Origin of the sequence: Acinetobacter sp. IK40, assembly GCF_035615075.1 — a bacterium.
GTDB classification, from domain to species: Bacteria; Pseudomonadota; Gammaproteobacteria; order Pseudomonadales; family Moraxellaceae; genus Acinetobacter; species Acinetobacter courvalinii.
Genome location: NZ_JANBOE010000011.1, coordinates 35,832 through 60,027, shown reverse-complemented (window position 1 = coordinate 60,027; position 24,196 = coordinate 35,832). Strand labels below are relative to the sequence as shown.

28 protein-coding genes and 1 tRNA gene are annotated in these 24,196 nt (G+C 42.3%); 12 read left to right on the top strand and 17 right to left on the bottom strand.

Translation table 11 applies throughout. The features are described 5' to 3' along the window. Window positions 1–64 precede the first annotated feature (64 nt). Window positions 65–141: transfer RNA gene (locus tag MSG93_RS17335), tRNA-Arg, on the top strand. Window positions 142–182: 41 nt separating this feature from the next. On the opposite strand, the gene MSG93_RS17330 is transcribed toward MSG93_RS17335, so the two are convergent. Next, a complete protein-coding gene (locus tag MSG93_RS17330; RefSeq protein ID WP_324622669.1) occupies window positions 183–1,481 on the bottom strand; it encodes an SRPBCC family protein in 1,299 nt (432 codons plus the stop codon). Between the two features lie 155 nt (window positions 1,482–1,636). Then, the gene (locus MSG93_RS17325) at window positions 1,637–2,410 is read right to left on the bottom strand and encodes a hypothetical protein (protein WP_324622668.1); all 774 of its coding nucleotides are present in this window, start codon (window positions 2,408–2,410) and stop codon (window positions 1,637–1,639) included. A 172-nt stretch (window positions 2,411–2,582) separates the two neighbouring features. Here MSG93_RS17325 and MSG93_RS17320 point away from each other — a divergent pair, with 172 nt between their 5' ends. Together MSG93_RS17320 and MSG93_RS17315 are read left to right on the top strand one after the other, a co-directional pair. Next, the gene (locus MSG93_RS17320; RefSeq protein ID WP_324622667.1) at window positions 2,583–3,080 is read left to right on the top strand and encodes a hypothetical protein; all 498 of its coding nucleotides are present in this window, start codon (window positions 2,583–2,585) and stop codon (window positions 3,078–3,080) included. A 33-nt stretch (window positions 3,081–3,113) separates the two neighbouring features. Continuing rightward, window positions 3,114–3,758 carry a fumarylacetoacetate hydrolase family protein gene (locus MSG93_RS17315; RefSeq protein ID WP_324622666.1) on the top strand — a complete coding sequence of 215 codons (645 nt, stop codon included), beginning with the start codon at window positions 3,114–3,116 and terminating at the stop codon, window positions 3,756–3,758. A gap of 90 nt (window positions 3,759–3,848) precedes the next feature. Here the strand turns inward: MSG93_RS17315 and MSG93_RS17310 are convergent, their stop codons facing one another. Continuing rightward, window positions 3,849–4,649 carry a helix-turn-helix transcriptional regulator gene (locus MSG93_RS17310; RefSeq protein ID WP_324622665.1) on the bottom strand — a complete coding sequence of 267 codons (801 nt, stop codon included), beginning with the start codon at window positions 4,647–4,649 and terminating at the stop codon, window positions 3,849–3,851. A 107-nt stretch (window positions 4,650–4,756) separates the two neighbouring features. Between MSG93_RS17310 and MSG93_RS17305 the strand changes: the two genes are divergently transcribed. Further along, on the top strand, window positions 4,757–5,662 hold the full coding sequence (locus tag MSG93_RS17305; protein WP_032868689.1) for a DMT family transporter: 906 nt from the start codon (window positions 4,757–4,759) through the stop codon (window positions 5,660–5,662). A 26-nt stretch (window positions 5,663–5,688) separates the two neighbouring features. Here MSG93_RS17305 and MSG93_RS17300 read toward each other — a convergent pair whose 3' ends face one another. Beyond that, window positions 5,689–6,939, bottom strand: coding sequence for a YihY family inner membrane protein (locus MSG93_RS17300; RefSeq protein ID WP_005227359.1), 1,251 nt, complete (start codon window positions 6,937–6,939; stop codon window positions 5,689–5,691). 112 nt (window positions 6,940–7,051) lie between these two features. On the opposite strand from MSG93_RS17300, the gene wrbA reads away from it, so the two are divergent. Beyond that, entirely contained in the window at window positions 7,052–7,651 is a 600-nt protein-coding gene (wrbA, locus tag MSG93_RS17295) for an NAD(P)H:quinone oxidoreductase (protein ID WP_324622664.1), read from the top strand. Here wrbA and MSG93_RS17290 read toward each other — a convergent pair. Both MSG93_RS17290 and lgt read right to left on the bottom strand, forming a co-directional pair. After that, window positions 7,648–8,013 carry a hypothetical protein gene (locus MSG93_RS17290; RefSeq protein ID WP_324622663.1) on the bottom strand — a complete coding sequence of 122 codons (366 nt, stop codon included), beginning with the start codon at window positions 8,011–8,013 and terminating at the stop codon, window positions 7,648–7,650. The genes wrbA and MSG93_RS17290 overlap by 4 nt on opposite strands. A 102-nt stretch (window positions 8,014–8,115) precedes the next feature. After that, entirely contained in the window at window positions 8,116–8,928 is an 813-nt protein-coding gene (lgt, locus tag MSG93_RS17285) for a prolipoprotein diacylglyceryl transferase (RefSeq protein ID WP_005227354.1), read from the bottom strand. 106 nt (window positions 8,929–9,034) lie between these two features. On the opposite strand from lgt, the gene MSG93_RS17280 reads away from it, so the two are divergent. Next, window positions 9,035–9,817, top strand: coding sequence for an NRDE family protein (locus tag MSG93_RS17280; protein ID WP_005283083.1), 783 nt, complete (start codon window positions 9,035–9,037; stop codon window positions 9,815–9,817). A gap of 50 nt (window positions 9,818–9,867) precedes the next feature. Here the strand turns inward: MSG93_RS17280 and MSG93_RS17275 are convergent, their stop codons facing one another. The 4 genes from MSG93_RS17275 to tatA all read right to left on the bottom strand — a co-directional run bounded on the left by MSG93_RS17275 (window position 9,868) and on the right by tatA (window position 13,464). Beyond that, window positions 9,868–11,853 (bottom strand): PhoX family protein, encoded by a 1,986-nt coding sequence (locus MSG93_RS17275; protein WP_005283087.1) that lies wholly within the window; start codon window positions 11,851–11,853, stop codon window positions 9,868–9,870. A 181-nt stretch (window positions 11,854–12,034) separates the two neighbouring features. Then, entirely contained in the window at window positions 12,035–12,799 is a 765-nt protein-coding gene (gene tatC / locus MSG93_RS17270; RefSeq protein WP_005283090.1) for a twin-arginine translocase subunit TatC, read from the bottom strand. Beyond that, complete coding sequence (tatB, locus tag MSG93_RS17265; RefSeq protein WP_199950380.1) at window positions 12,796–13,236, bottom strand: Sec-independent protein translocase protein TatB; 441 nt, start codon at window positions 13,234–13,236, stop codon at window positions 12,796–12,798. Before tatB ends, tatC begins: the two co-directional genes overlap by 4 nt. 12 nt (window positions 13,237–13,248) lie before the next feature. Continuing rightward, complete coding sequence (gene tatA, locus MSG93_RS17260; RefSeq protein WP_032876465.1) at window positions 13,249–13,464, bottom strand: Sec-independent protein translocase subunit TatA; 216 nt, start codon at window positions 13,462–13,464, stop codon at window positions 13,249–13,251. A 154-nt stretch (window positions 13,465–13,618) separates the two neighbouring features. Here tatA and MSG93_RS17255 point away from each other — a divergent pair, with 154 nt between their 5' ends. Beyond that, the gene (locus MSG93_RS17255) at window positions 13,619–14,506 is read left to right on the top strand and encodes a permease (RefSeq protein ID WP_324622662.1); all 888 of its coding nucleotides are present in this window, start codon (window positions 13,619–13,621) and stop codon (window positions 14,504–14,506) included. Between the two features lie 17 nt (window positions 14,507–14,523). On the opposite strand, the gene rdgB is transcribed toward MSG93_RS17255, so the two are convergent. Further along, entirely contained in the window at window positions 14,524–15,147 is a 624-nt protein-coding gene (rdgB, locus tag MSG93_RS17250; protein ID WP_324622661.1) for an RdgB/HAM1 family non-canonical purine NTP pyrophosphatase, read from the bottom strand. A 135-nt stretch (window positions 15,148–15,282) separates the two neighbouring features. On the opposite strand from rdgB, the gene MSG93_RS17245 reads away from it, so the two are divergent. The 5 genes from MSG93_RS17245 (at window position 15,283) to MSG93_RS17225 (ending at window position 17,883) form a co-directional block, all read left to right on the top strand. Further along, window positions 15,283–15,726: a PAAR domain-containing protein gene (locus MSG93_RS17245; protein ID WP_324622660.1), complete on the top strand. Its 444-nt coding sequence runs from the start codon at window positions 15,283–15,285 to the stop codon at window positions 15,724–15,726. A 3-nt stretch (window positions 15,727–15,729) separates the two neighbouring features. Further along, window positions 15,730–16,320, top strand: coding sequence for a PAAR domain-containing protein (locus tag MSG93_RS17240; RefSeq protein ID WP_324622659.1), 591 nt, complete (start codon window positions 15,730–15,732; stop codon window positions 16,318–16,320). Window positions 16,321–16,331: 11 nt separating this feature from the next. Beyond that, window positions 16,332–16,994 (top strand): type VI secretion system amidase effector protein Tae4, encoded by a 663-nt coding sequence (locus MSG93_RS17235; RefSeq protein WP_324622658.1) that lies wholly within the window; start codon window positions 16,332–16,334, stop codon window positions 16,992–16,994. Beyond that, complete coding sequence (locus MSG93_RS17230; RefSeq protein ID WP_324622657.1) at window positions 16,995–17,363, top strand: hypothetical protein; 369 nt, start codon at window positions 16,995–16,997, stop codon at window positions 17,361–17,363. Window positions 17,364–17,469: 106 nt separating this feature from the next. Further along, window positions 17,470–17,883 carry a hypothetical protein gene (locus MSG93_RS17225; protein WP_324622656.1) on the top strand — a complete coding sequence of 138 codons (414 nt, stop codon included), beginning with the start codon at window positions 17,470–17,472 and terminating at the stop codon, window positions 17,881–17,883. A gap of 104 nt (window positions 17,884–17,987) precedes the next feature. Here MSG93_RS17225 and MSG93_RS17220 read toward each other — a convergent pair whose 3' ends face one another. The 6 genes from MSG93_RS17220 to MSG93_RS17195 form a co-directional block, all read right to left on the bottom strand. Further along, window positions 17,988–18,575 carry a tetratricopeptide repeat protein gene (locus tag MSG93_RS17220; protein WP_005227336.1) on the bottom strand — a complete coding sequence of 196 codons (588 nt, stop codon included), beginning with the start codon at window positions 18,573–18,575 and terminating at the stop codon, window positions 17,988–17,990. After that, window positions 18,572–19,165: a methionine biosynthesis protein MetW gene (metW, locus tag MSG93_RS17215; protein WP_004775800.1), complete on the bottom strand. Its 594-nt coding sequence runs from the start codon at window positions 19,163–19,165 to the stop codon at window positions 18,572–18,574. The genes MSG93_RS17220 and metW overlap by 4 nt, the downstream gene beginning before the upstream one ends. Beyond that, window positions 19,165–20,325, bottom strand: coding sequence for a homoserine O-succinyltransferase MetX (gene metX / locus MSG93_RS17210; protein ID WP_324622655.1), 1,161 nt, complete (start codon window positions 20,323–20,325; stop codon window positions 19,165–19,167). The genes metW and metX overlap by 1 nt, the downstream gene beginning before the upstream one ends. 126 nt (window positions 20,326–20,451) lie before the next feature. Further along, window positions 20,452–22,149: a 2-isopropylmalate synthase gene (gene leuA / locus MSG93_RS17205; protein WP_324622654.1), complete on the bottom strand. Its 1,698-nt coding sequence runs from the start codon at window positions 22,147–22,149 to the stop codon at window positions 20,452–20,454. A gap of 534 nt (window positions 22,150–22,683) precedes the next feature. Beyond that, window positions 22,684–23,118, bottom strand: coding sequence for a Fur family transcriptional regulator (locus tag MSG93_RS17200; protein ID WP_005283113.1), 435 nt, complete (start codon window positions 23,116–23,118; stop codon window positions 22,684–22,686). Window positions 23,119–23,428: 310 nt separating this feature from the next. Then, on the bottom strand, window positions 23,429–24,112 hold the full coding sequence (locus MSG93_RS17195) for a Fe2+-dependent dioxygenase (RefSeq protein ID WP_005283116.1): 684 nt from the start codon (window positions 24,110–24,112) through the stop codon (window positions 23,429–23,431). Between the last annotated feature and the right edge of the window lie 84 nt (window positions 24,113–24,196).

Below are 24,196 nucleotides of genomic sequence, written 5' to 3'. Positions count from 1 at the left end.
ATTCATGCTTGAAAAAGGCCTTATCTTTTACCAAAAAGTGCGTATAATGCCCTCCATCAAATATGCGCTCATAGCTCAGCTGGATAGAGCACTTGGCTACGAACTAAGGGGTCGGGAGTTCGAATCTCTCTGAGCGCACCAATTTGAAAAAAGAAACCGCTTAAATGCGGTTTTTTTGTGTCTTAAATTTTTGCCTTGAGCTTCTGTACAAATACCGCATTCCCACCAACCGCAGGTAGAACGTCATGATAAGGCAGGCTTCGCATTGCCCTGAGCAAAAAAGGTGCCTTTTCATCGATTTTCATGCTTGTTGTCATTTTAAATAAGGTCCCTTGATCTTGAGCAGCAAGGCGCATTTCCCCTTTGATAAAGCGTAAGTCTCCGCCATTGGCATAAAAACTATTTTCAGTCGTGTTGGGATAATTAAAATGCAGTTTAAAAGCAAAGGGAATATTGATCACGCCCAAACCGACATTGACCTGTAGATCTGCATCCTGCGCCTGATTCTGAACAGGTGTCGTGACCACTTTTTTGAGCTGGCGGGGGAACAGTTCCTGATAGGCATTAGGACTCAACCATTTTTGTAAGGGTTGAGGGGATTGTGTATAAAAACGATAGGTTGTGGTAAAGCGCATGGCTTCACGTCCATGGGTATAGAGTACACTGGTGGGCGCATGTAGAAAGCTCACCGGCTGCTGGGCATTCTGGCTCAGTTGTGCGATTTTTAGCAATTGTGCGCGATTCAGTTGCGGGCTGGGAATTTGTCCGGCATTCAGGGCGATTATATTTTGCTGATTAAAACGTTTTCTGAGCGCCTCCATTACAAAAGCATTGGTACCGCTGGGAATACCGAGCTTGACTTCAGGAATGGCATTCAGAATTTTCTTAAAAATAAATCCTTTGGGTTGGTTCAGATCTCCCCATTGGGTTAAGGTGATTAAGGTGTGGTGCTCATCTAGGGTAAACCATTCAAATTTACCTACGCCATAAGGAATGGGCGCATCAATCACCAGACTGGAAATACTATTGGGTTGAATCTGATGCTGTAAGGTGACGTCTTCATTGAAGTTCAGCACGGGAATAGGTGTCGGAATCGAGACCCGATATTTCATCTGTACAATATTGCCTGAGTGTTCCAGTGCTTTTGCGGATTTCAAGGTCGGGAATAAACCGACATATTGATTAAAATCAGTTAAGGTTTTGGCCACCTGCTGGGCGTTGACGGGTACAATCATCGCAGCCGAATTGAAACTCACGCTGGGTTGAGGATTGGTTTTTAAGGTGGGGAGTGCCGTTTTTGTGACAGGATGCCCATAGATAAAAATCGTGTTTTGGGCATAACCTGCCAGTATTTTGGGGTTGTTTTGAAATGGCTGTAAAGCACTGGGGATATTGTCATTCCACGACAACAGTTGAGCAAAACAACTTTGTGTTGTGCTTAGGAAAATACAAGAGATAAGTAGTCCATTCAAATAACGCATCACATTCCTTTGATTTTTATTCGTGATTTAGCGGGCATTAACACCCTGTGCTTGAGTGTATCCACGCCCATTATTAATAAGATTTTTTAGCGTTAAAAAATAGTCGTATTGTGTAAAACCCACTCAAGTGTCAGTTTGAGTGGGATAGATAATATTTAATCTTTAGTGGTCAGGCTACGACGTCGATAAAGAAACAGAATGGCACCAAACGGTAAAGAGATTTGTAAAATGATTGGATTGTATAGATTGTCTTGGAAATAACCCGCACCTAATAGTAAAAAGCTCATCGGCTGAATTGCATAACTACCACTGGTCCAGTTCAGTGAAAATTTAATAAAACCTAAACTGATAAAAAGCAGCCACAACCATTTACGTTTTTGCATTGGCGTTCTGATACATAAGATAAATACATAAATAATGAAGAGGGGAATAAAAATGGCCAGAATAAAGGTGAGATAATGTATGAATCCCTTGTCCTTAAATGTAAATGCATTAACTTTACTCAGTGCACGATCAACTGGTTCCGTATGCATGCCGATAATGCTAATGGTATTGTCATGTTGACGTAAGGATATTTTATTAATCAACCATTGATCAGAATATTCATATTCAAATATTAAGTGATAAGTGACATCATCTTTAAATAGCGTCTTCTGGGCGTGGATTAAGTTGACTTCTTTAACGGTTTCCTCAGGGAAAAAAGCGGCCATTTTAACCAACGTCGTGCGTGTTGATTCATCTTGTAACTCAGGGCTTAGGTACTTTTCAACAGCTACATAATTCTTTTGGCTGAGCTGGGTGAACATCTCTTGAGCAAAGGTATTTTCTTCTTGGGGCACGATTTTGTCGAAGAAAGCTTGTTGGCTACAGGCTGTGAGGGTAAGTAAAATACCTAAAATAAGGAATAAAGATCTGAAAAGCTGGTGCATCTAAATAATTCTCGTATTAATAAATACTTCTAAAAATAGAATTGATAAAAGGGCGAATCAAAAAACAGAAAATATCACATTTAAATTTTGTATCAAAACGCCAGAAAGGTGATTTACCTGTGAAGCATTTATGTTCTAATAGGTCAGTTTTTTCAAATGTTAGAAATCAAAAATGTCTGAACAACGCCCAACGGTCTCTGTGCGCTATTATCTGAATCTGGAAGAATCACAGGATGGCTTTGCTCTGGTCACTTTTGGTAAAAAGACCTTTAGCCGTTTTCTAACACCCGTGATTAGTATCGCGATTATCCTGTGGGGGATTTATTTAGGCTTTTCTGGAGTCGGGCGCTATTATGTGGCGTTGGGTGCGTTCTTTCTGCTGATGCAGGGCGTAATGCGCTACTGGTTATTGCCGATGTTATTCAAGCGCCAGTTTGTCCGTTACCAGTTCGGTAAAAGTGAACAGGGGGTTGATTTATATCAGGATCATTTTGAACTGTACGCAACAGGCAAAACCCAGAGAAATCAGTATACCGAGGTACAATCTTTTGCAATTGGCAAACTGACCTATATGCTGGAACTGAAAAATCATACCGTGATTATTGTACCGAAACGTGCATTTGCAAATACTTCAGATCAAACCAAATTTGAAAATAGCTTTGAAAAGTAAATTTATCAGCGGTTCAAAGAACAAGGAACATTCATGAGTACACGTCCTTCAAAAATTGTGTGTGTTGGCCGAAATTATGCAGAACATGCCAAAGAGTTAGGCAACCCTATTCCTGATCGTGCGATCTTATTTATAAAGCCACCGAGCAGTCTGAGTCCTTTAGCACAAGGAATCAGTTGGAATCAGGCTTTAGGAGAGTGTCATTATGAATGTGAAATCTGTTTGAAAATCACCCATCCTCTATCTCAAGAAACGGATCCGACCAAAGCTTTAGAAGCCGTTGGTGCAGTGACCTTGGGGCTGGACTTAACCTTGCGTGATTTGCAAGGGGATTTAAAAGCCAAAGGCGAGCCATGGGAACGTGCCAAAGCCTTTGATGGAGCCTGTCTTCTGGCGGACTGGATCGAAGCGGATGAAATTGGCGACTTGCAGGAGCTGGAACTCATTTTCACCATTAATGGGGTTGAGCGTCAGCATGGATTTAGCAAAGACATGATTCGGGACATTGGCGCGCTACTGGTTGAGATCAATCAATGTTTTAGCCTGGAAGCAGGAGATGTCATTATGACCGGTACACCTGCAGGTGTCGGCGCTTTACGTGCCAATGATCAGTTGACTATGAAACTGATTACCCAGTCTGGTGAATATGACTGGGATAGCTTTGTAAAAGCACAATAAAAACAGCAAGATAAAAAAGCGCTGCTCAATAAATAGCAGCGCTTTTTTTTATTGCAAGGCCTTATAAATTATCCGCTATCCAAGCAAAGCTTAACTGCCTTGATAGAGCTTGCGGAACTGGTCAGGGGTGAAATGCATCCAGCGTTTAAACATATAAATAAAAGCAGATGAGCTGGCATAACCCAAATCCAGCGCAATACTTTCAATGGTCTTACCCTGATTGAGCATCGACATGGCTTTCATGACTTTTAAGCGCTGCCGCCATTCATGCAGCGACATGCCCAATTCTTTCTGGCTATAGCGGGCCAGCGTGCGTTCGGTCATGTTGATCATGTGTGCGAGCTGTTCAAGGGTGCTGTTGTCGGCAGGAAACTCATGTAAATGGCTCAGAACTTTAGCCAGTGCCGGATGTTGCGTGGTGGGCAAATAGCTGCCGACCAGTTCAGCATGGGTCAATGCGTCCAGTAAAACCTGAAGTAAGCGGATATATTCGGGATCGTGTTCTGAAAATGCGGTGTGACGAAGATGTTCCAGTAGTGCGCAAACCAGCGGTGCGGACAGTAAAATCCCGGCCTGTTGTGGCATCCGTTGACATAATGATTCATGAATATAAAGCGTACAATAGGTCACATCATTCCGGTTAATTCCGCTATGTTGCAGATGCGGTGGCAGCCAGATGCCATAAGGCGGCGGGGTAAGGTAATTGATCTGCTCAATATTAACTTCAAGCACCCCGTCAAAGGCATAAATAAACTCCCCCCAGGCATGCGCATGTTTAGGATAAAAAGTCTCTGCAGGTGCATCCCGAACCCGTAACCATAAAGGTGCCGGAATATCATTGTAGGTTGGAATGGCCTGAAAATCCTGAATCCGTTGTGCTGACTTTTTCATAAGATGAGAATTGCCCGAATACACGCATGTCTTGTCAGATTTTCACTATATCATGAAAATCTGACAGCCTTATATTGGTGCTCAAATAATAGAATCGGGAGCGTGCGATGGATGAGCGCAAAGCATTAGATGCAACTGCATCGGGCCTGATGGTCGTACTGTGTATGATCTGGGGCTTACAACAAGTCATTTTAAAAATGGCAGCTCCCGATATTTCGCCCTTAATGCAGATTGCATTGCGGTCAGGTCTGGCTGCAATTTTGTTATTGCCGTTGCTGTATCTGGATAAAGCCAGTCAGTTATTCAATCGCCAGAATCTCAAGGCAGGGGCACTGGTCGCTTTTTTATTTTCTTTGGAGTTCTTTTTGCTGGCGCAGGCCTTGCAATGGACGTCTGCATCTCATGCGGTGGTGCTGTTGTATACCGCTCCCATTTTTGTAGCTTTGGGGCTGCACTGGAAACTGCCTTCCGAGCGTTTAAGTGTGTTGCAGTGGAGCGGTATCGCCATTGCATTTTTAGGGATCGTGGTCACTTTTATGAGAGCAAAGCAGGGTGCCACCCAGCTAGAACAGCAGATGTTATGGGGTGACTTACTGGCTTTGGCAGGGGGGATTGCCTGGGCGGCAACCACGGTGACAGTGCGTTTATCTTCGCTGGCTCAGGCCGCCGTTACCCAAACCCTGTTTTATCAACTGGCAGGCAGTTTTGTATTGCTGTTCGGTTTGGCATTTTTTCTCGGACAAGCCACCATTCATTTTACCCCGCTGGTGATCGGCAGTCTGGCCTTTCATACCCTGATTGTGTCCTTTGCCAGTTTCCTGGCCTGGTTCTGGTTATTACGCAATTATCTGGCCTCGCGGTTGGGCGTATTTTCATTTCTGACGCCGTTATTTGGCATAGCCTTTGGCGTCTGCTTGCTGGGCGAAAAAATTGAACTGAATTTTGTAATGGGCTCAGCCTTGGTATTACTTGGCATTGTGGTGGTTAGTCTGCAAGGCTGGATCAGAAAATAAACAAGGCCTCGATTGAGGCCTTTTGACTATTTCTGTTCAAAGATGGTGGACAGCGGGATGGAGAGCTTGGCAGCTAAATAATCATTACTTTCAATCAGGGATGGGCCGAGCCGTTCCATCCATTCATCGTCCTGATGAATATTTTCAACATCGGGACGTAACGGTAATGGATAAGGCAGGGCAGTAAAGAAACTCCAGAAATCGACCTGCGCCAGATTCCGGACCAGTACATATTCGTCTTTATCAGTACGCATAATCAGGTTCTGCTGTTCCAGTTGCAGGATATAAGCCGGTAGTCGACCTAATTCGCCACGACCGATAATATTTAACAGCTCTTTCTCACTGACACTTTGTCCAATCTGCTGCTTCTTATAAAACAGTTCCAGAATGTCGAGTAACATCAGGATCGGATGGCGTTTCTGTTCTTTGCCAGAGTGAAAGGCGGTAAGGGCATAGCTGATTTCCACGCCTAATAAAATGATATTCCAGGACAGGTAAATCCAGAGCAGGAAGATCGGCACTGCGGCAAATGCACCATAAACGATTTCATAGCTGGTGAAGTTGCTCATCACCCAGCCGAAAAAACGTTTTAGAATTTCAAATACGGTTGCACTAAAACAGGCGGCAATAAAGGCTGAAAAGACCGGGACAATACGGTTCGGGATGGTCCAGTATAAAATGAAGAAGCCAACAACGGTCAGTAAAAACGAGATCAGCCAGAGCAGGAAGGCACCATCCAGCTGATAGCCTGCAAAATTATTGCTGAGAATACTCATCGAAGCGACGGTTGAAGACAATACAAAAGCACTGCCTAACACAATTGGGCCCAGTGAAATAATGGTCCAGTAACGCATAAAACCGACCAGACCCGTGCGAGTTTCCTTAACGCGCCAGATGCGGTTAAACACATTCTCAATCGAAGTCAGCATCAGCACGGTGGTAACAAACAGGAATAGCACACCAATCACGGTAAGATTGCTGGATTTCTCGGTAAAGGCATTCAAGGCCTTGTCAAAGGCAATGGTGCTTTTCGGTAAAAAGTTACTGTAAATCAGCTGTTGCAGCTGTTGCCGCGCAGGTTCTAAAGCTTTAATCGAGGAGATAATCACCAGAAAAACAGTCAACATGGGAACGACTGCAAACAGGGTCGTATAGGTCAGTCCTCCTGCCTGTTCCCGACAGCGATCCGCTTCAAAACGTCGTAACACAAACACAATAAATTGAAACCATGTTTTTTCTAAAAAAGGCAGTTTTTTTAGATAACGGTCTAAGATCATGGGTTCTATCCTAATTATTTTTAATAAGATCCTGCAAAAGCACAGGACTTGTAACAGCCTAAAATGTATAAAATGTCGTATAGTGTCCTTTTTAACAAAATTCTTGAAAGTGATGCAACCTTACGTTCTTGTTCTTTATTACAGTAAATATGGTTCCACTAAGCAAATGGCACATCTGATTGCCGATGGCATTGAAGCTACAGGTGTAACAGCGCGCATTCGAACCGTGCCGAATTTAGCCACCGTCGTCACTGAAGCGGCGCCCAGTATTCCAGCAGATGGCGACCTTTATTGCACTTTAGAAGATCTCAGCCATTGCTCTGGTTTGGCCTTGGGTTCGCCAACGCGTTTTGGCAATATGGCCAGTGAGATGAAGTACTTTTGGGATCAAACCACCAGTTTATGGCTGAATGGCGCTTTGCATGATAAACCGGCCTGTGTTTTTACTTCTTCAGGTTCCATGCATGGCGGGCAGGAAAGTACGTTATTGACCATGCTGCCGCCATTATTCCATCACGGCATGATGATCTTGGGCTTGCCCAACTCAATTCCAGCCTTGTCGAATACCAAAACCGGTGGAACACCGTATGGCGCCAGCCATGTCAGCGGGCCTCGCCATGATCAAAGTCTGAGCCAGGATGAAAAGGTTCTGTGTGAAGCACAAGGCAAGCGTTTGGGTGAAGTCGTTAAGGCGTTGGCTGGAAAATTTTAAGTCTGGGACAGTCGGTATTGTTGTCCGACTCGAACCAACTGCCAGAAGTGTAGAGGATCGGTTGGACAGGCAATCACGCTCTGATTTTCACTGAGCAGCGATATTTTATCGAGATTGCTTTGTGCTGAGATCAACATGGCATAGACATAATCAAGCAGATCGATAGCACTGAAAACCTGTTTATAGGCATCTTGCAGTTCAGCATTTTGATTAGCAAAACACACCCGATGTGGCTCATCTTCATTAAGGAAGGAAAGGCCAAGTGTTTTTTCTATTGCTGTCACAATCTCCCGATTCAACTGTAAAGGGGAGAGCGATAGAACGAGTTGGTGGCTTTTAAAGCCTGCACGGTGATCTGGCATCGCTTTGACCTGTTGCGATAGGGATAGCTTCTAAAATCACTATACGCTTTTTATGGATAATGAATACAGCGCAAAAAAATGGGAGCTTTTGCTCCCATCATTTTATTTCTTTAACTGCCAGTCATAGATGTTTCGACGATAGGCGTACCAGATCATCCACAGACCAATGATGATCATTGGGAAACTGAGGATCTGGCCTTTGGTCATCCAGCCAAACAGGATAAAGCCCTGATCTGCATCGGGTTGACGGAAGAATTCCATAAAGAAGCGGGCAACACCATATCCGGTCAGGAACAGTGCAGAAACCGCCATACGTGGACGTGGCTTGGAACTAAACCACCACAGTACGATAAACAGGATCAAACCTTCACATAGCGCTTGGTAGATTTGTGAAGGATGACGGACCAGACCTAATGGATCAGTTGGAAAAATCATCCCGAAAGGATAGTTTGGATCTTGCACCTGACGGCCGTAAAGTTCCCCGCCAATAAAGTTACCAAAACGTCCAAACATAAGGCCTGTCGGTACACATGGTGCAATAAAATCCAGGGTTTGAAACCAGGTTTTCTGATACTTTTTGCACCAGAACAACATGGCAATCATGACACCCAGGAAACCGCCGTGGAAGCTCATGCCGCCGGTCCAGACCTGAAATAACCACAGTGGATTTTCCAGAAACTTACCGAATTCGTAAAACAGCACATAGCCGACACGTCCACCCAGCACAACACCTAGCGCACCGTAAAACACCAGATCTGAAACCATATCGGCAGTCCAGCCATCACGTTGTTTAGCGCGGTACGATGCTAAACCCCAGGCACATAGAAAAGCCAACAGATACATGAGTCCATACCAGTGCACCTTGACTGGTCCTAAGCTCAGCGCAACTGGATCAATATTTGGATAGGTCAGCATTGCTGTTCCTCAATGTAGAATTTGAAATTAAGTTTTGATCAGATTGTAGCGGAATGATGTGAAAAATGTTGTACATTCAATGTGTAAAGATGTGAGAACCAAATCAATGTGTATTGTCGCTTTCGCATGGCATGTACTGGATGAGATGCCATTATGTCTACTTTCAAACCGTGATGAATTTTATCATCGTCCTAGTGCCGCTTTACATCAGTGGCCCGCGAGTCCGATTGTGGCCGGGCAGGACTTGCAGTCAGGCGGGACCTGGATGGGCGTGACTGCATCGGGACGATGGGCCATCCTCACCAATTTCCGTAATGGCCGGGATCAGCAATCCTACACCACTTCACGTGGCCATCTGATCCAGTCTTTTCTGGAAAGTGAGCTGGCACCGATTCGTTTTGCCCAGCAACTAGAACAGCAACAGCAGGATTATGCAGGCTTTAATCTGTTTGTTGGTGATCGGGAGCAGGCCGTTTACATGAGTAACCGGGGTGAAGCGCCTCAGGTACTGGCAAATGGGGTATATGTGGTATCGAATGGCTTAATGTCCGAAGATTGGCAAAAGACCCAACATTTACGCAAGCGCTTTACCCAGGAGTTTTTACCGATGCTGCAACAAGCACAAATATCTGAGGCCGAGCTCAGACATGTGGCCTGGGATATTCTGGAAGATGAACGTAAGGTCATTGCAGACCTGTTACCTGACACCGGCATCAGCACTGAAATGGAAGCCTTATTGTCTTCGACCTTTATCCAGAGTCCGGTCTACGGCACACGCTGCTCAAACTTTTTAAGACTCAACTCAACACAATGGCAATGGCTGGAAAAATCCCAGCAAGGGCAACAGCAGGGACAGATTGTTGCGTTAGAGCTCGAGTTGAATCCATAAAAAATGCCGACATGAAGTCGGCATTTTCTTTTTACAATGAAAGCTTGGATTTAAGCTTTTTTCTCAATTGATGGTGCAACTGGGTCAGCAGTGATGTAGCCGACGCTGGCACTATAACCACCATTGTAGTTGGCTAAAACGGTTGCTTTCAAGTCAGCAGGCAGTTTTGAGCTATCGCCTGCATGCTGGAAATTGCTCATGATATAGGTCCAGCCATTGACTGAATCAACCGCATGTAAACCGGTTGATTCTGCACCTGCTGGTGTCGAAAGAATTCGGTCTAAAGATTTGGTATCCACGTTATATGCCCACAAGAAGTTATTGGTATGGTTACCGCTATCTTCACCGATGAACAGGGTACGTAAGGTTTCAGAGAATTTTAGGTTATCTGGACTGGCGATATTGTCTGGATCAGCCGTATTGCCTAGACCGTCCACTGGAATATCCTTGCCCATCAAGACCATATGACTTTGATAAGGGGTCCATTCACTATTGATGACACCATTTAAGTGATCGATCTGGCTGCCTTTAAGGTCATGTGCAAGTACACCGCCGGCTTTCAGGGTGTTTTTGAATTTCACATTATGTTCAGCCACCCAGCCTGATTTACCTTCAATCATGGAGTCCTGGATATTGGCCAGTGCAGAATAAGCCACTTTATCCTTGATATTGACCGTGGTGCCTTCCATTTTGGTGAAGGCCATACTACCGCCTTTGAGCGCCGCATAACGGTGAGTTTCAAGGAAAGCTGCCGCCAGTTCGATTTCGGCTTTGCTGAAACCGTTATTGGCTTCTTTTAACTTGACCCACAGGGTTTTCTTATCCAGTACAATCTGGGTATAACCGGTCAAATCTGCTGGAGCAGTGCTTAAGCTCTCCATAATGTTTTCGGCTTTAATGCCACGAACATTGACCAGATCTTCAATGGTTTTACTGTTGGTATGGCCCAGTTTGATCCATTTAATCGGTGCAGTAGAGGTTTCATTCAATTCAGCTGTGTATTTCGCAACGTATAGGCTGCCTGCAGAAAGATCTTTCTCTTTATCTGCAACAAACATAAAGAAACCGCCGTTGGTATAGTCATCGCCCATGATCACGGTGCGGTTGTCTGGCATCACCTGAATCAGTTCGTGTGAAATACGGCCTAGGCAATAATGTTTAACGGCAGTACCACGACCTTTACCATCCAGAATGATTTCCGGTAAATGGCCGTAGTTATAGACATTCGCCGTATTTTCATTGCCATACAGATTTTTACTATAGGCTTTCAAAGTTGCGAGGCTGCTACCGATCTGATCAAAAGCATCCGGTTCATATTCTTCACTAGAAAGATGGGTATTCCACGGTGAGAGGCTCGCACCACAGGTAATCCATAGCCCGTGCACTTTGGACATATCGACATTGAAGTATTTTTTCAATGCCAGATGACCTGTTTTCTGATCCTGATCCAAGGTCAGTACTGCAATTGGAGAAGGTAATTGCCCATACATACTTTGTTGTGCCAGGTTTTGTGTGGTGTATTCGAACTGCACCACATGGAAGACTGGATTATTGACGCCCGGTACTTGTGCACCTTGAAGATGAATCATTGACGAACCATCTGGACAGTCAGAGAAGAATTGACGTTCCTGACCTGCCACCGAGGTATCCCGGATCGGTTTATTGTTGATGTCGTAATAACTACCAGCAATAATTTTTCCACCATCGATATTGTCGACTTGCATACCTGTGCGGAAAAATTCCTGATAACCCAGTTTATATTCGGTGGTGGTATTGTCTTCCCAGGTCACGGTCAGGCTAGACTTGACTGAAGTAGTGGCCATTTCTGCTGTGGTTGAGGGCGCTGCCATAGGGGTAAATTTGGCATTTTTAAACTTAACCAGTTTTGCTGGTGGTGTAACAACATTGTTATCGTTGTCATCATTACAACCCGTTAAAGCTGCAGCTGTCCCCATTGCCCCCAATGGTAAAAATGGAACGCCAGCGAACCATTTTAAAATATCACGACGACTTGGCTGATTAGTATTGGCTGTCATAATAATTCCGTATCTATAATATAGGGTAAATAAATCCTGATTGATTCTATGAAGTGGAGATGACAGTTTTTTGACAGTTTGAAGGCAGTTTCAAGACAATTGAATTTTTATAAATAGCTAAAAAATATAAATTTAAAATAAAAAAACCCTGAAGCATGCTCAGGGATCTGATTCGGTTCATTTAAGCCGATGCTTTACGTTTTTCGAGTATTTTTCCAAACAATAAACCCAGTTCGAATAACATCCACATCGGTACCGCCAGCATAATCATCGACAAGGCGTCAGGTGGGGTTACAAACATGGCAACAAAGAAACAGCCGACTACAATGAAACGGCGTTTCTCAATCAGGCTCTGGGTACTCACCACACCAATTAAAATCAGAACTAGGGTAATGATGGGAATTTCGAAGGTAAAACCAAACACCAGAAACAGTTTTAAACAGAAACTTAAATAACTGTTGATATCGGTCATTGGGGCAACGGTTTCAGGTGAAACACTGATAAAGAAATGTAAAATTGCCGGCAAGGTAATAAAATAGGCAAAGGCCACACCCAGATAAAACAGCACGATACTGCCCAATAGCAGCGGAATAGCCAGATGGCGTTCCTTTTCATACAGGGCCGGTTTGATAAATGACCAGATCTGGTAAATGATATAGGGCATGGCCAGCATGAATGCGACAAACAGATTCAGCTTGAATGGCGCCATGAATGTGGCCGTGACATCAGTCGCAATCATGGTTGAACTGGCTGGTAGCTGTTGTCTTAACGGTTCTGAAAGCCATTGATAGGTCGTGTTTCTAAACGGCAATAAACAGAAGAACAGCAGAATCGTCACCCCGACAATCTTGAACAGATATTGACGGAGTACAATCAAATGCTGCATCACTGGCATTTGTTGCAGGGTTTCTTCAGGATTTACTGAGGTCGAAGGTAACTGGCTCATACGGCAATCTTTAATTCTGTATCAAACGGTTGAGTCGATAGACTCGGCTCAGGCTTGAAAGGTAATTGCTTGTGATATTCAAGACTGAACGGCAGGATCGCTTGCTGCGGACTCAACGTATAAATGATAAAAGCTTTAGTCTCAGCTTTGACTTGTTCAGTCTCGGAAGGCGTTTGTGTATTTTTAAGCGCATCTAGCTGTTGTTGCATCCTGCGTTCAAGTTCTGTGATTTTATCAATTTCTTTTTGCATTTCTTCGCGGAACTCGGAAAGACGAAGTTCGCGGTCAATTTCATTCTGAATATTGTTGATAAACTTTTTAATTTTTCCATACCATTTGGCTACGAACCGGGCAGCTTCTGGTAATTTATCAGGACCGAGCACCAGCAATGCAATCACTGCAAAGCAAAAGATTTCGGTCATTCCCAAATTCAGCATAGTCGTGCTCGCTTAACTTTTTACCGAGCTTTCAGTATTTTTAACTTGAGCATCAATAGTGCGAGGTTCATTTAAAGAGGCCGCAGTTTCGTCTTCTTTCATGGATTTTTTGAAGTCTTTCACTGCACCACCGACATCTTTACCCAGATTTTTAAGCTTTGATGTACCGAAAAGTAGAATCACCACGATTGCAAAAATCAGTACATGCCAAATTGATAAACCCGCCATCATTCTATTCCTATAAAACTTTGGATATATCTCAACAGCTTGGCATGACAGAGATGTGACATTTATATTGCAGTTTTAAGACAGTGCATTTATCCCATGCTAAATAGTGCTAGCATAAGCAGCCTATCAAGACATGATAAAAAAATAGATCGACATGACCTTCATTCTTCCAGTAAGTGCCTTTATATTCGGGCTATTGCTTGCTCAGTTCAAAGTCGCAGAACAGGCGAAAAAAGTCCTATCTTCCTTATTGGCACGGCTTTTTATCCCAGCGGTGATCATCTACAACATGGTGTTTTATCAGGCAGGCAGCTTGGCCTTGATGGGATTTAGTTTTATTACATCGATTATTTTATTTTATGGTTTTTTCCATTTTTCGAAGGATCGCTTACAAGCGCTCTGTGTGAGTTATAGCAACATCGGTTGGTTGGGTTTTCCATTTGCTATCGCCTTATTTGGAGAGCAGGTCAGCGCAGCCATGATTGCGTTATATATTGGTGGTTCACTGTTTGGCAATATCTGGGCGGTGGCTGCGGTTTCAGACGGGCCCACTGATTATCTTGCAACATTGCAAAAAGTACTGAAATCACCCCCTGTATTGGCCTTGTTCGCAGCCTTGGTTTTATGGCTGTTGGGAGGGCATGATTTGCAGGGCAATGCGCTGGTAGAAGGAGTGTATGAGATTGCCAAGTTTGGGATGAGCTTTGCCGGGATGTGCATTCTGGGAATGTGGCTGAGACATACCCGTGTACATGTGGCTGATTTGCTGCTGAGTACTCGAACCCTAATGTTCAAGCTACTCTGTGGCGTCATCATATGTACCATGACTTATTATTTTGTCGCCATGCCGCAGATTGAATTTTTGATTCCGGTTTTGTTTTTTTTATTCTGTCTACCGCCTGCCGCCAATATTGTGGCATTGGAGACGCATTATCAAGGGACAGGCGTTTCAGCTCGCTATATTGCTGCAGGAACCATCGTCAGTTGTATTGTGATTGTGATCTATGGTCTATTGCTACATATAAAAAGTGCCCTCATATAGGAGAGCACTTTAGGGTTTTAAACCAGACTGGCTTTAAATAGCTGCATGGCTTGGCCACGATGGCTGATCTTATTTTTCTCTACCTTGCTGAGTTCAGCACTCGACACATTGAGTTCAGGTAGCCAAAATAAAGGGTCATAACCAAAACCGTTTTCACCACGTGCTGCTGTTAAAATCTCACCTTTCCAGATACCTTGGAAAATTTGTGGCAGCGGGTCTTCTGCATGCGTGACCAGTGCGAGTACACAAACAAACATCCCTTCAATCACTTCGCCGTCTTTACGAAAAGGTGCAAGATCGGCCAGCAACTTTTGATTGTTGGCAGCATCGTTACCATGTTCGCCAGCATAGCGCGCAGAGTAGATGCCAGGCGCACCGCCTAAAACCGGAACGCATAGCCCAGAGTCATCTGCAAGTGCAGGTTTACCTGAAAGCTTAGACGCATGACGTGCCTTGATAATGGCATTTTCAACAAAGCTGAGACCATCTTCGATCGCATCTTCAATATCGAGTTTGCCTTGGGGAATAATTTCAACAGGAAGATTCAGTTGTTGAAAGAGGTGTTCAAATTCGACAACTTTGCCTTTGTTATTACTTGCAAGCACAAGGCTGCCTTGGTTGAGCCAGGATTGGGTAGACATATCCGTTTTCAGATCAGAAAAAATTAAAGAGGATTTTAGGCAAATTTTATGAAAATAGATACTTGATACATACAGGTATGTCTATTTTGTGAAATTTGTTATGCTTAGACTCGAAAGAATAAGAATAGAGGGTAAATGATGAGTCCGACCTTTTTACATGAATTGGCCATAGAGCAATTGCAGCAAATGTCTCAGGAAGATATTGAGCAGACTTTAAGAGCTGAACAACTATATTGGGAGAATAAGCCACAGACACTTCATTATCTTGCTGTAAATGGTGCTAAAACAAAAAATGGTGGTTTAGTTAGTGCTTCTTATCATCATTATAAAATTGCAGAGATGTCGATTGCTCGTGTGGGTGATGACGTTATTTATAAGAATGGTACAACTTCTAAAATTATTTCAGGCGCAGGTCAAGCATGCATACTTGATGGCGTGCCAGTTGCTTTGGTGGGGAGCCATTTAGAAAATGGTGATGAGATTATTGATAGTCCAAATACATCCGTTGCGATACGTATTTTTAAAGATCAGCCAAAAGTTGATCACTTACTAAGTTCTGATACCTCTCTAAAGGACTAAATTATGGCAAAAGGTTTTGCGATTCATAATGCATTTACAGATCATGGTGGCATGATTCCAGCAACCCAAATGATGAGTTCTCAGCAGGGAAATTTATTTGTAAGGACGGGAGATGGGCATTTTTGCCCTAAATGTAGATGCTGGTCTACAGTAATAAAAAGCCATGATCATGTCATTTTTGATGGTAAACCTGTCGCTTACGTTGGTGATAAGCTAACGTGTGGTGCAACCATCATGCCTCAACAAACACATGTTGTTGGGAGTAGTGGACATTCTTATACGCAATCACAAGAAAAAACAAATGAAAATAAATTCATTTCTTCAACTCAAAAAGAAATAAAAGAAATTTTTTGGAGTTATGGGGATGATTTCATAAAATTGGAGACAGAGTCTCGATATTTTGTAGATATGAATTTGCATGTCAAAACGATAAATTACTCTGAGGGAGAGATCGTTGAAATTACTTTAACGTACGATGATGGAGATTTTATTTTTGATAACTTAAAAGAAATGAAAGTTCAGGGACCAGTAAATGCTAATGGTGAGGTTGTTCTGAAAAACGTATTCAAAAATAAGAAATTAAATCTAAAATAGGATAATAGTGTATGGCTCAGTTAACCGCCTCTGCAGGAAATAGCGCTTCAAAAATTAAAGTAAATAGGCCGGCATGGAATGATATGTTTTCTAGCTATCCTAAAGAAAATATAACCAGTAGTAATTTCTATCCTATGGTATCTCAAAGATTTGCTCAATTAGCAAGAGAGAATCCTAGGGACTGGGAAAATACATGTGCTGCTCGTATGTCTTACGCATTAAATCGATCGGGTATCCGTTTGCCTCAAGCACCAGCAGGAGGAAATTTAGTTGGAGAGGACAAATTTAATTATTGGTTAAGAGTTAAAGATTTAAAGACATTCATGTTTAACAGATTTAAAAGCCCAGATATATCTTATACTCCTATAAAGGTTAATGCTATCCAATCGGCTCAAGCTAAAGAGCGAATTACTGGTGTTCAAACTAATATTTTACAAAAAATCAAAGGTAAAAAGGGAATTGTTGTGTTTGATGTAACGGGTTGGGGTAATGCATCAGGGCATTTTACGCTTTGGGATGGTAGAAATTTACTGTATGTGGGGCCTAGTGATCATAATGTTCCATCTTCTATGGAATATTATTTTTGGTTTATGAGGGAAATGCCTTATTTTGATAAGGGGTTTAAGGTAAAGGTAGTTCAAACGACGAAAATATCATTTTGGGAGTTAAAGTAAATGAAAGTAATAAGTTTTCTGTTGATTGTATTTTTGAGTTCTTTTTTTAAAGTAGAGGCAAACTCAGTTCAACTAAACCCAAATGATTTTGCTTTGAAAGTTTGTCTGGATGATAATTATGAGAAAATTAAAGCCTATCAAAGAGAAAATTTAAGGGACTATTCTTCATTTAATGTGGGGACACCTGAACAACAACTTGCTCTTTCAGACTTTGTTAAATCGAATACAAAATATTTTTATAAAGAAAATTTACCAATTTATGTTGAGTCTAGCTCAGAAAAAAGTAATGCTATTTTCCAAAAGTGTATGGAGTTTTATAAATCTGATAAATTAAAAAGATTTATAAAGATAAATTATAAATTAAATTAGTTAAGTTTTGATTTTAATATGGATATAGTTGATTTTGGCATCTATGATGAATGCTATTTGGAATTTTATCTTCACATCTAAACAATAAATTTTTGTATATACGACTATGAAGATAATTTTTTTTGTATTTTGCATTGTAGGGCTGATTGCTTGTACACCTAAAAACTATTATTTAAAACCAGAGCTTTATGGGCAAATTTTTGATATTAAAACAAAAAAGCCCATTTCTAGTAGAAAAGGATATATCGGGTATAGCCTTAACGATGATACAAGTATTAAGACAGATGAGCATGGTCGATTTAAGATTACCCCTAAAGCCGAGTCTTATTATTTTTTTAGGCCGAATTTAAAAAAAATGTCCGCTAGTGCCCCACAAATTTATGTTTTTTTTGAAGATTATGAGCCTAGAATAGTGGACTATTCAAATGGAAAATCTCTTGAAGATATTAAAGAGAATCCTGGGGCGAGAATTTTGGAAAAGATAGATGTTGGTATTATCTATTTAGAACCAGAAAAGTAAAAGAACTTTGATCGAAGCGTTTAACAGGCAACTAAAAATTAGATCTAAATAAAAAACCGACTCTTACAAGTCGGTTTTTTATTATTCAATATCTCTAAATAAGATTATTGCGCTTGAATCCATTTATCAGCACGGTCACGTGCAGTACGAATCTGGTCTTGGGTCAAGTTTGCTGCCAACGCCGTTTTCTTACCTTCAGAAAGTTTGATCACTTTGGTATCGAGCATGCCATCACGGGTTGAAAGCTCATACCACTGATAAGCACCCATATAGTTTTTCTTTTGCTCTTCCATCATGGCAAGATTAAAGCTAGCACGGTTATCGCCATTGCTGGCGGCTTTCTCGAAATATTTACGAGCCAAAGCTTCATCTTTCTTGGTGCCAATACCATCGGCATACATGCGGCCCACATTCAATTGTGCTGCAGATAAACCTTGATCCGCAGCAGCCTTGAATAAGGTAAATGCCTGTTTCTCATCTTTAGCCACGTCTTTACCATACTGGTAACGGGTCGCTAAATAAAATTGTGCCCCCGCCTGACCTGATTTGGCTGCGCTTTGTAATCCACCGATGTCCATCACTGAATAACGCGCTGCCTGTGTTGCAACCGATTGTGGTTGGGCAACATAGTCAGCGTGCGCTTGTATACTGATCAGACCAAATAAAAATGTGCTGATTAATGTCTTTTTCATAGAGCGCTCACTCGATAAATTGCGACTTCACCAAATAGGTTCGGCATATGCTTGCTGAGCATACTACCTTGTTGGTCACCATTAACGGCAAGTCGATTAATAATTTTAATCCGGTTCTCGGCACATAAGGCTTCAAAGTCACGGAAAGTACATAAATGAATATTCGGGGTGTTATACCACATATAAGGTAAAGCTTCCGAAACAGGCATTTTCCCTTTTAATGCAAGAAAAGAACGCGTCTTCCAATGCGCAAAGTTTGGAAAAGTAATAATTGCCTGTTTGCCGACACGCACCATATCACGGAGTAATACATCGGGTGCATCTACAGCTTGTAAAGCTTGTGCCATAACCACAGAGTCAAAAGACTGGTCGGCAAAGCGGCTTAAACCGAGGTTCAAGTCCTGTTGGATAATATTTAACCCCCGACTGATGGCAATTGCAATCTTTTCTTGATCAATTTCTAGCCCATAGGCACGAATATTGTGCTGTTTGCTCATGTGAGCCAGCAATTCACCATCACCACAGCCTAAGTCTAACACGCTAGAGTTCGGGTTAATCCATTTTTCGGCAAGTTGTTGATCTATACGCATCAGTGCTGCTCCTGTCGTGTCGATTGCAACTGTTGTTCTCCACCTAAAAATGCCCGTAGTGTTTTCACATAGAGTGGAATAGGGAACAAGAACGAGTCATGACCTTGCTCAGCATCAATATCCAGATAGCTGACAGGCTTATGATTATCAATCAAGGCATCCACCAGTTCCTGTGAACGGCTCGGACTAAAACGCCAGTCCGTGGTAAATGAAATCACCAGAAACTGGCATTTCGGCTTACTCATGGCCTTTGTTAAAGAGTGCTCATATTCACGGGAAGGGTCAAAGTAATCCAGTGCCTTGGTCATAATCAAGTAAGTATTTGCATCGAAATTACGACTAAATTGTTCGCCTTGGTAACGCAAATAGCTTTCAACCTGAAATTCGACATCGAAACCATACATAAATTTGCCTGACTTGAGGTCACGGCCAAATTTCTGCTTCATGGCTTCTTCAGATAAGTAGGTAATATGCCCAACCATACGTGCCAGAATCAGGCCGCGTTTCGGATAGCTGTCATTTTCCAGATAGCGGCCATGATGGAAGTCTGGATCAGAGAGAATTGATTGGCGTGCCACCTCGTTAAAGGCAATATTTTGAGCCGAGAGTTTAGGTGCGCTGGCAATCACGGCACATTTTTTGAGGCGATCCGGATAATCCAGAGACCATTGCAAGGCTTGCATACCGCCTAAAGATCCACCAATAATGGCATACCAGACGTCGACACCGAGTCGGTCGGACAGCATGGCCTGGGTTTTGACCCAGTCCCGCACGGTAACCAGTGGAAAGTCTGGACCATAAGGGCGATTTTCATTTTCTGGATTCGGTGAGGTTGGGCCGGTAGAGCCGCTACAGCCCCCGATATTATTTAATGAAACAACAAAGAAATGATCGGTATCAATTGCTTTTCCTGGTCCAATACAGCTGTCCCACCAACCTGCTTTTTTATCATCTTCATGATGATAGCCTGCAGCATGGTGATGTCCTGAAAGTGCATGGCAAATCAGAATGGCATTGGATTGATCTGCATTGAGTGTTCCATAGGTTTCAACCATTAAATCGAAACGCAGCAATACGCGGCCACATTCAAGCTCTAGCGGTTGTTCAAATTGAAACTTTTGTGGAGTGACTAAACCCACTGAATCCGATGGAAAAGACACTGGAATGATTCGCCCTATAATAAATCATTAATAATAAAAGGATACCAATTCAGGTATCCTTTCAAAAGTCATTTTTTCTGATATTACAACTCAGCTTTACTGACGATTATGTGATATTTCACCGATCTAAACGGCTGCGGCAGCCACTTGGTCGGTGGTCAACACGCCTTGCTCAATCAAGCGGTTGGTACATGCAATAATGGCTTCAATTGATGAGGTCACGATGTTGTCATGTACGCCAGCACCGAATGCACTCTTACCTGTACCTTTCACCTGAAGCTCAATCAAGGCAAGGGCTTTGGCATTGGCACCTGAACTGATGCTGCGCTCTTCGTAGTTCACCACGTCAATCGGTAACTGTAAAGCATTCAACATGGCTGAAATCGGGCCATTGCCTTCACCGCGTAGACGTTGCATTTCACCATCAATTTCAACGTCCAATTCAATGATTTGTGTCCCATTAATATCTGATAATTGATAATGCTTGGTGTGATAATGGCTGTTTTTCACATCCACATAGGTTTTTTCAAACAAAGACCAGATTTCATGGGCGCTGATTTCAGTGCCATTTTCATCGGTATGTTGCTGTACGATCTGGCTAAATTCGATTTGTACACGACGTGGCAAGGCAACGTTGTAATTCGATTCTAACAAGTAAGCAATACCACCTTTACCTGACTGGCTATTGACACGAATCACCGCATCGTAGTCACGACCCAAGTCTTTCGGATCGATTGGTAAATACGGCATATCCCAGATTTCTTCGTTTTTCTGGAACTCGAAACCTTTCTTAATTGCATCCTGATGTGAACCCGAGAATGCGGTAAAGACTAAATCACCTGCATATGGATGACGAGGATGCACTGGTAAACCCGTACATTCTTCGACCGTTGCAATCACTTCATTGATATTGGAGAAGTCCAAGTTAGGTGCAACACCCTGGGTATACATATTCAAGGCAATTGCAGCAACGTCAACGTTACCGGTACGTTCACCATTTCCAAACACACAGCCTTCAACTCGGTCAGCACCTGCCATAATTGCCAATTCAGAGGCTGCGATACCGCAACCACGGTCATTGTGACAGTGAACCGAGATAATCACGCCATCACGACGTGCCAAGTTGCGGTGCATCCATTCGATTTGATCGGCATAGACATTCGGCGTCGACACTTCCACAGTTGCAGGCAAGTTCAAAATGACTTTGTTGGTTGGTGAAGCTTCCCAGATTTCAGTCACTGCATCGCAAACTTCTTTGGCGACTTCTAATTCGGTTGCGGTGAAACATTCGGGACTGTACTGGAAAATCCACTCTGTTGCCGGGTACTGTGCCGCATATTCCTTAACTTTGCTTGCCGCATTCATGGCAAGCTGTTTTGAGCCATTCGCATCGACATTCAAGACTTTCTTACGGAAAGTCGGCGAGTTTGAGTTATAGATATGCACGATGGCACGTTCTGCACCGACCAATGCTTCAAAAGTGCGTTCAATCAAGTGATCACGCGCTTGTACCAATACTTCGATATAGACATCATCCGGAATCAAATTTTCTTCAATTAACTTACGGGTGAAGTCGAAGTCGATTTGTGATGCAGAGGGGAAGCCGATTTCAATATGTTTAAAGCCAATCTTGACCAACATATGGAACATTTTTAATTTTTGTTCCATGTTCATCGGCTCAAAAATTGCCTGATTACCGTCACGAAGATCGGTACTCATCCAGATCGGTGCCTGATTGATTTCATTATTTGGCCACTGGCGATCGGGTAAATCGACGCGCTGGTACATACGGCGGTATTTTTTGCTTGGGTCAGCCAACATCATGAGATAACTCCTTGTCGTAGCATGGTTGCTGAGTCAAATAAAAGGCAACGTGCTACAAATATATATGGTGTCTATAAGAATTGATTTAAAGCGAATCTGGGGATCGAGTGCCTAAAAATGTAGGCAAAAATTTATACGCGCGCGAGGCGCAGCATCAGGAGAAGAGCAGCAAGATGTGTTGTATGAGACGGGTGAATAAAGCCGCGATTTGTTTTCATCATCTACCATTCGTATGGGTTATTTAATTTTGCAGTTATATTAATCATCTAACTGGGATCAGTCTAGGCGAAAATACAGACGGCTGCAAAGGTCTATAAAACATTTTAAAGAGAGTAATGCGAAAAATTTTGTCTATTTTTTCATTTTTTTTAATTTGTTCGGGAAAATTTACCGAAATTTCGTTGGATAGAGAAAAAATAATATCCTTCTCATCATTTGAGAAAAATATAGTTCTAAGCGTTAATGGAGTATTAATGTAGCGGCTATGACATCAGGGCGTGTGAAAACCTGAAAATTATCTGGTTACATTGGGAGTTAAGCTCTAGTGCAAGCAACACAGAGTGTGTTTACAGTCAGTGTAAAGGAGTTAAGTTCATACTGATGTTTTTTAGATAAACTTTCGATCAGTTGCACTAAACTTCGTTCTTCCTTTTCTTGCAGTGTTTCTAAAGTAAAGATGGTCTTACAAGCGCTACAGATGAATCTTATGGCGCTATAACTTTTTTTAAAAGAGAAGGAGGCTTGGATATCCCCATCTTTATATCTTTGGATAATACCAACTTTCTCTAATTCTCTTAATACATGATAGATACTCGAAATTTTAGCGCTGTTTTGATGGAATAATTTTTTTTGAATATCGGTTGCAGTTAATTCGATAGATGCGTCTTTTAATATGCGAAGAATTTTGATGCGTGGAATCGTTACCCGAAGTTTCTTGCTCTTTAAAATATCAATAACTTCTTTATCCATAATGTTCTGTATTACTCATCCTTTAGTAGCTCTTAATCTACTGTAATGCTTTTTTTAGTGCAAAAAATATGTTGGAGATAAAATTTAGCATGAAATTTATTTTTCTTAATATTTTGATATTTAAGGGGTTTTATTAATTTTTTTTAATGCTCTAATATTTTTAGTCCTCTTTTGTATTAAATTTCAGTCTTTTAGGTTTAAATTTTAATATTATTTTATTGAGAGAAGTCTGAATTGCTTTGGTGGGGATTTAGCAAGTAAGTGATAAAGGTGATAAATCTTTACCTCTACCACCAAAGCACGCCTTAAATTATAGTTCAGACCACATCCGGATCAGATTGTGGTAAATATTAGTTAGTTTCATCACTTCTGGATAAGCATCGCCATGAGTTTTACGCAGTTCACGGATACTTTCATCTAAAGAGAAGAGCAGGTGGCGCTTGCTATCATCCCGAATCAGACTTTGGACCCAAAAGAATGATGCGAAACGGGTTCCCGAGTCAATACTACTGACTTCATGCAAACTGGTTGATGGATAAAGCACCACATCACCAGCGGGAAGTTTAATCTCATGGTAGCCATAGGTATCTTCGACCACCAGTTCGCCGCCTTCATATTCTTCTGGTTCGCTTAAGAACAGGGTGCAGGATAAATCGGTGCGGATTTGCTCGGATGTGCCACGAATCAGGCGAATCGAATTATCGACATGAAAGCCAAAGCTTTCTGACTGATCATAACGATTGAACAGGGGCGGAATAATTTTATGAGGTAATGCTGCAGCCTGAAACAGTGGATGTTGCCAGATCGCTTTGATCACAATATCACTAAGCGCATGGGTCAGGGGATCTTGTTCTGAGAGCTGCTGATTTTGTTTCACTGAAGCAGAGAGGGTCCCCGCAGTCACTTTCCCACCCACCCAATTTGCATCTGCCATTAACTGGCGGAATTCTGCAACTTGTTGTTTGCTTAATACATTGGGAATATGATGGATCACGCTGAACACCTTTTGAATATTTATTGCATTTGTAAAAATAGCCTCATGACGAGGCTATTTTATATGAACTCAGTTGAATGCCAT

Excerpts from the sequence above, each read along its gene's own strand:
- MSG93_RS17290 (WP_324622663.1), bottom strand. The coding sequence starts at position 8,013 with ATGCCAGATCACCGTGCAGGCTTTAAAAGCCACCAACTCGTTCTATCG.
- MSG93_RS17305 (WP_032868689.1), top strand. The coding sequence starts at position 4,757 with ATGGATGAGCGCAAAGCATTAGATGCAACTGCATCGGGCCTGATGGTC.
- rdgB (WP_324622661.1), bottom strand. The coding sequence starts at position 15,147 with ATGTCTACCCAATCCTGGCTCAACCAAGGCAGCCTTGTGCTTGCAAGT.
- MSG93_RS17320 (WP_324622667.1), top strand. The coding sequence starts at position 2,583 with ATGTCTGAACAACGCCCAACGGTCTCTGTGCGCTATTATCTGAATCTG.
- MSG93_RS17240 (WP_324622659.1), top strand. The coding sequence starts at position 15,730 with ATGGCAAAAGGTTTTGCGATTCATAATGCATTTACAGATCATGGTGGC.
- MSG93_RS17300 (WP_005227359.1), bottom strand. The coding sequence starts at position 6,939 with ATGATCTTAGACCGTTATCTAAAAAAACTGCCTTTTTTAGAAAAAACA.
- MSG93_RS17225 (WP_324622656.1), top strand. The coding sequence starts at position 17,470 with ATGAAGATAATTTTTTTTGTATTTTGCATTGTAGGGCTGATTGCTTGT.
- MSG93_RS17310 (WP_324622665.1), bottom strand. The coding sequence starts at position 4,649 with ATGAAAAAGTCAGCACAACGGATTCAGGATTTTCAGGCCATTCCAACC.
- tatB (WP_199950380.1), bottom strand. The coding sequence starts at position 13,236 with ATGCTGAATTTGGGAATGACCGAAATCTTTTGCTTTGCAGTGATTGCA.
- tatA (WP_032876465.1), bottom strand. The coding sequence starts at position 13,464 with ATGGCGGGTTTATCAATTTGGCATGTACTGATTTTTGCAATCGTGGTG.
- leuA (WP_324622654.1), bottom strand. The coding sequence starts at position 22,149 with ATGATGTTGGCTGACCCAAGCAAAAAATACCGCCGTATGTACCAGCGC.
- MSG93_RS17330 (WP_324622669.1), bottom strand. The coding sequence starts at position 1,481 with ATGCGTTATTTGAATGGACTACTTATCTCTTGTATTTTCCTAAGCACA.
- metW (WP_004775800.1), bottom strand. The coding sequence starts at position 19,165 with ATGCGTATAGATCAACAACTTGCCGAAAAATGGATTAACCCGAACTCT.
- MSG93_RS17255 (WP_324622662.1), top strand. The coding sequence starts at position 13,619 with ATGACCTTCATTCTTCCAGTAAGTGCCTTTATATTCGGGCTATTGCTT.
- tatC (WP_005283090.1), bottom strand. The coding sequence starts at position 12,799 with ATGAGCCAGTTACCTTCGACCTCAGTAAATCCTGAAGAAACCCTGCAA.
- MSG93_RS17315 (WP_324622666.1), top strand. The coding sequence starts at position 3,114 with ATGAGTACACGTCCTTCAAAAATTGTGTGTGTTGGCCGAAATTATGCA.
- MSG93_RS17280 (WP_005283083.1), top strand. The coding sequence starts at position 9,035 with ATGTGTATTGTCGCTTTCGCATGGCATGTACTGGATGAGATGCCATTA.
- MSG93_RS17325 (WP_324622668.1), bottom strand. The coding sequence starts at position 2,410 with ATGCACCAGCTTTTCAGATCTTTATTCCTTATTTTAGGTATTTTACTT.
- MSG93_RS17245 (WP_324622660.1), top strand. The coding sequence starts at position 15,283 with ATGATGAGTCCGACCTTTTTACATGAATTGGCCATAGAGCAATTGCAG.
- MSG93_RS17275 (WP_005283087.1), bottom strand. The coding sequence starts at position 11,853 with ATGACAGCCAATACTAATCAGCCAAGTCGTCGTGATATTTTAAAATGG.
- MSG93_RS17230 (WP_324622657.1), top strand. The coding sequence starts at position 16,995 with ATGAAAGTAATAAGTTTTCTGTTGATTGTATTTTTGAGTTCTTTTTTT.
- lgt (WP_005227354.1), bottom strand. The coding sequence starts at position 8,928 with ATGCTGACCTATCCAAATATTGATCCAGTTGCGCTGAGCTTAGGACCA.
- MSG93_RS17220 (WP_005227336.1), bottom strand. The coding sequence starts at position 18,575 with ATGAAAAAGACATTAATCAGCACATTTTTATTTGGTCTGATCAGTATA.
- MSG93_RS17200 (WP_005283113.1), bottom strand. The coding sequence starts at position 23,118 with ATGGATAAAGAAGTTATTGATATTTTAAAGAGCAAGAAACTTCGGGTA.
- wrbA (WP_324622664.1), top strand. The coding sequence starts at position 7,052 with ATGCAACCTTACGTTCTTGTTCTTTATTACAGTAAATATGGTTCCACT.
- MSG93_RS17235 (WP_324622658.1), top strand. The coding sequence starts at position 16,332 with ATGGCTCAGTTAACCGCCTCTGCAGGAAATAGCGCTTCAAAAATTAAA.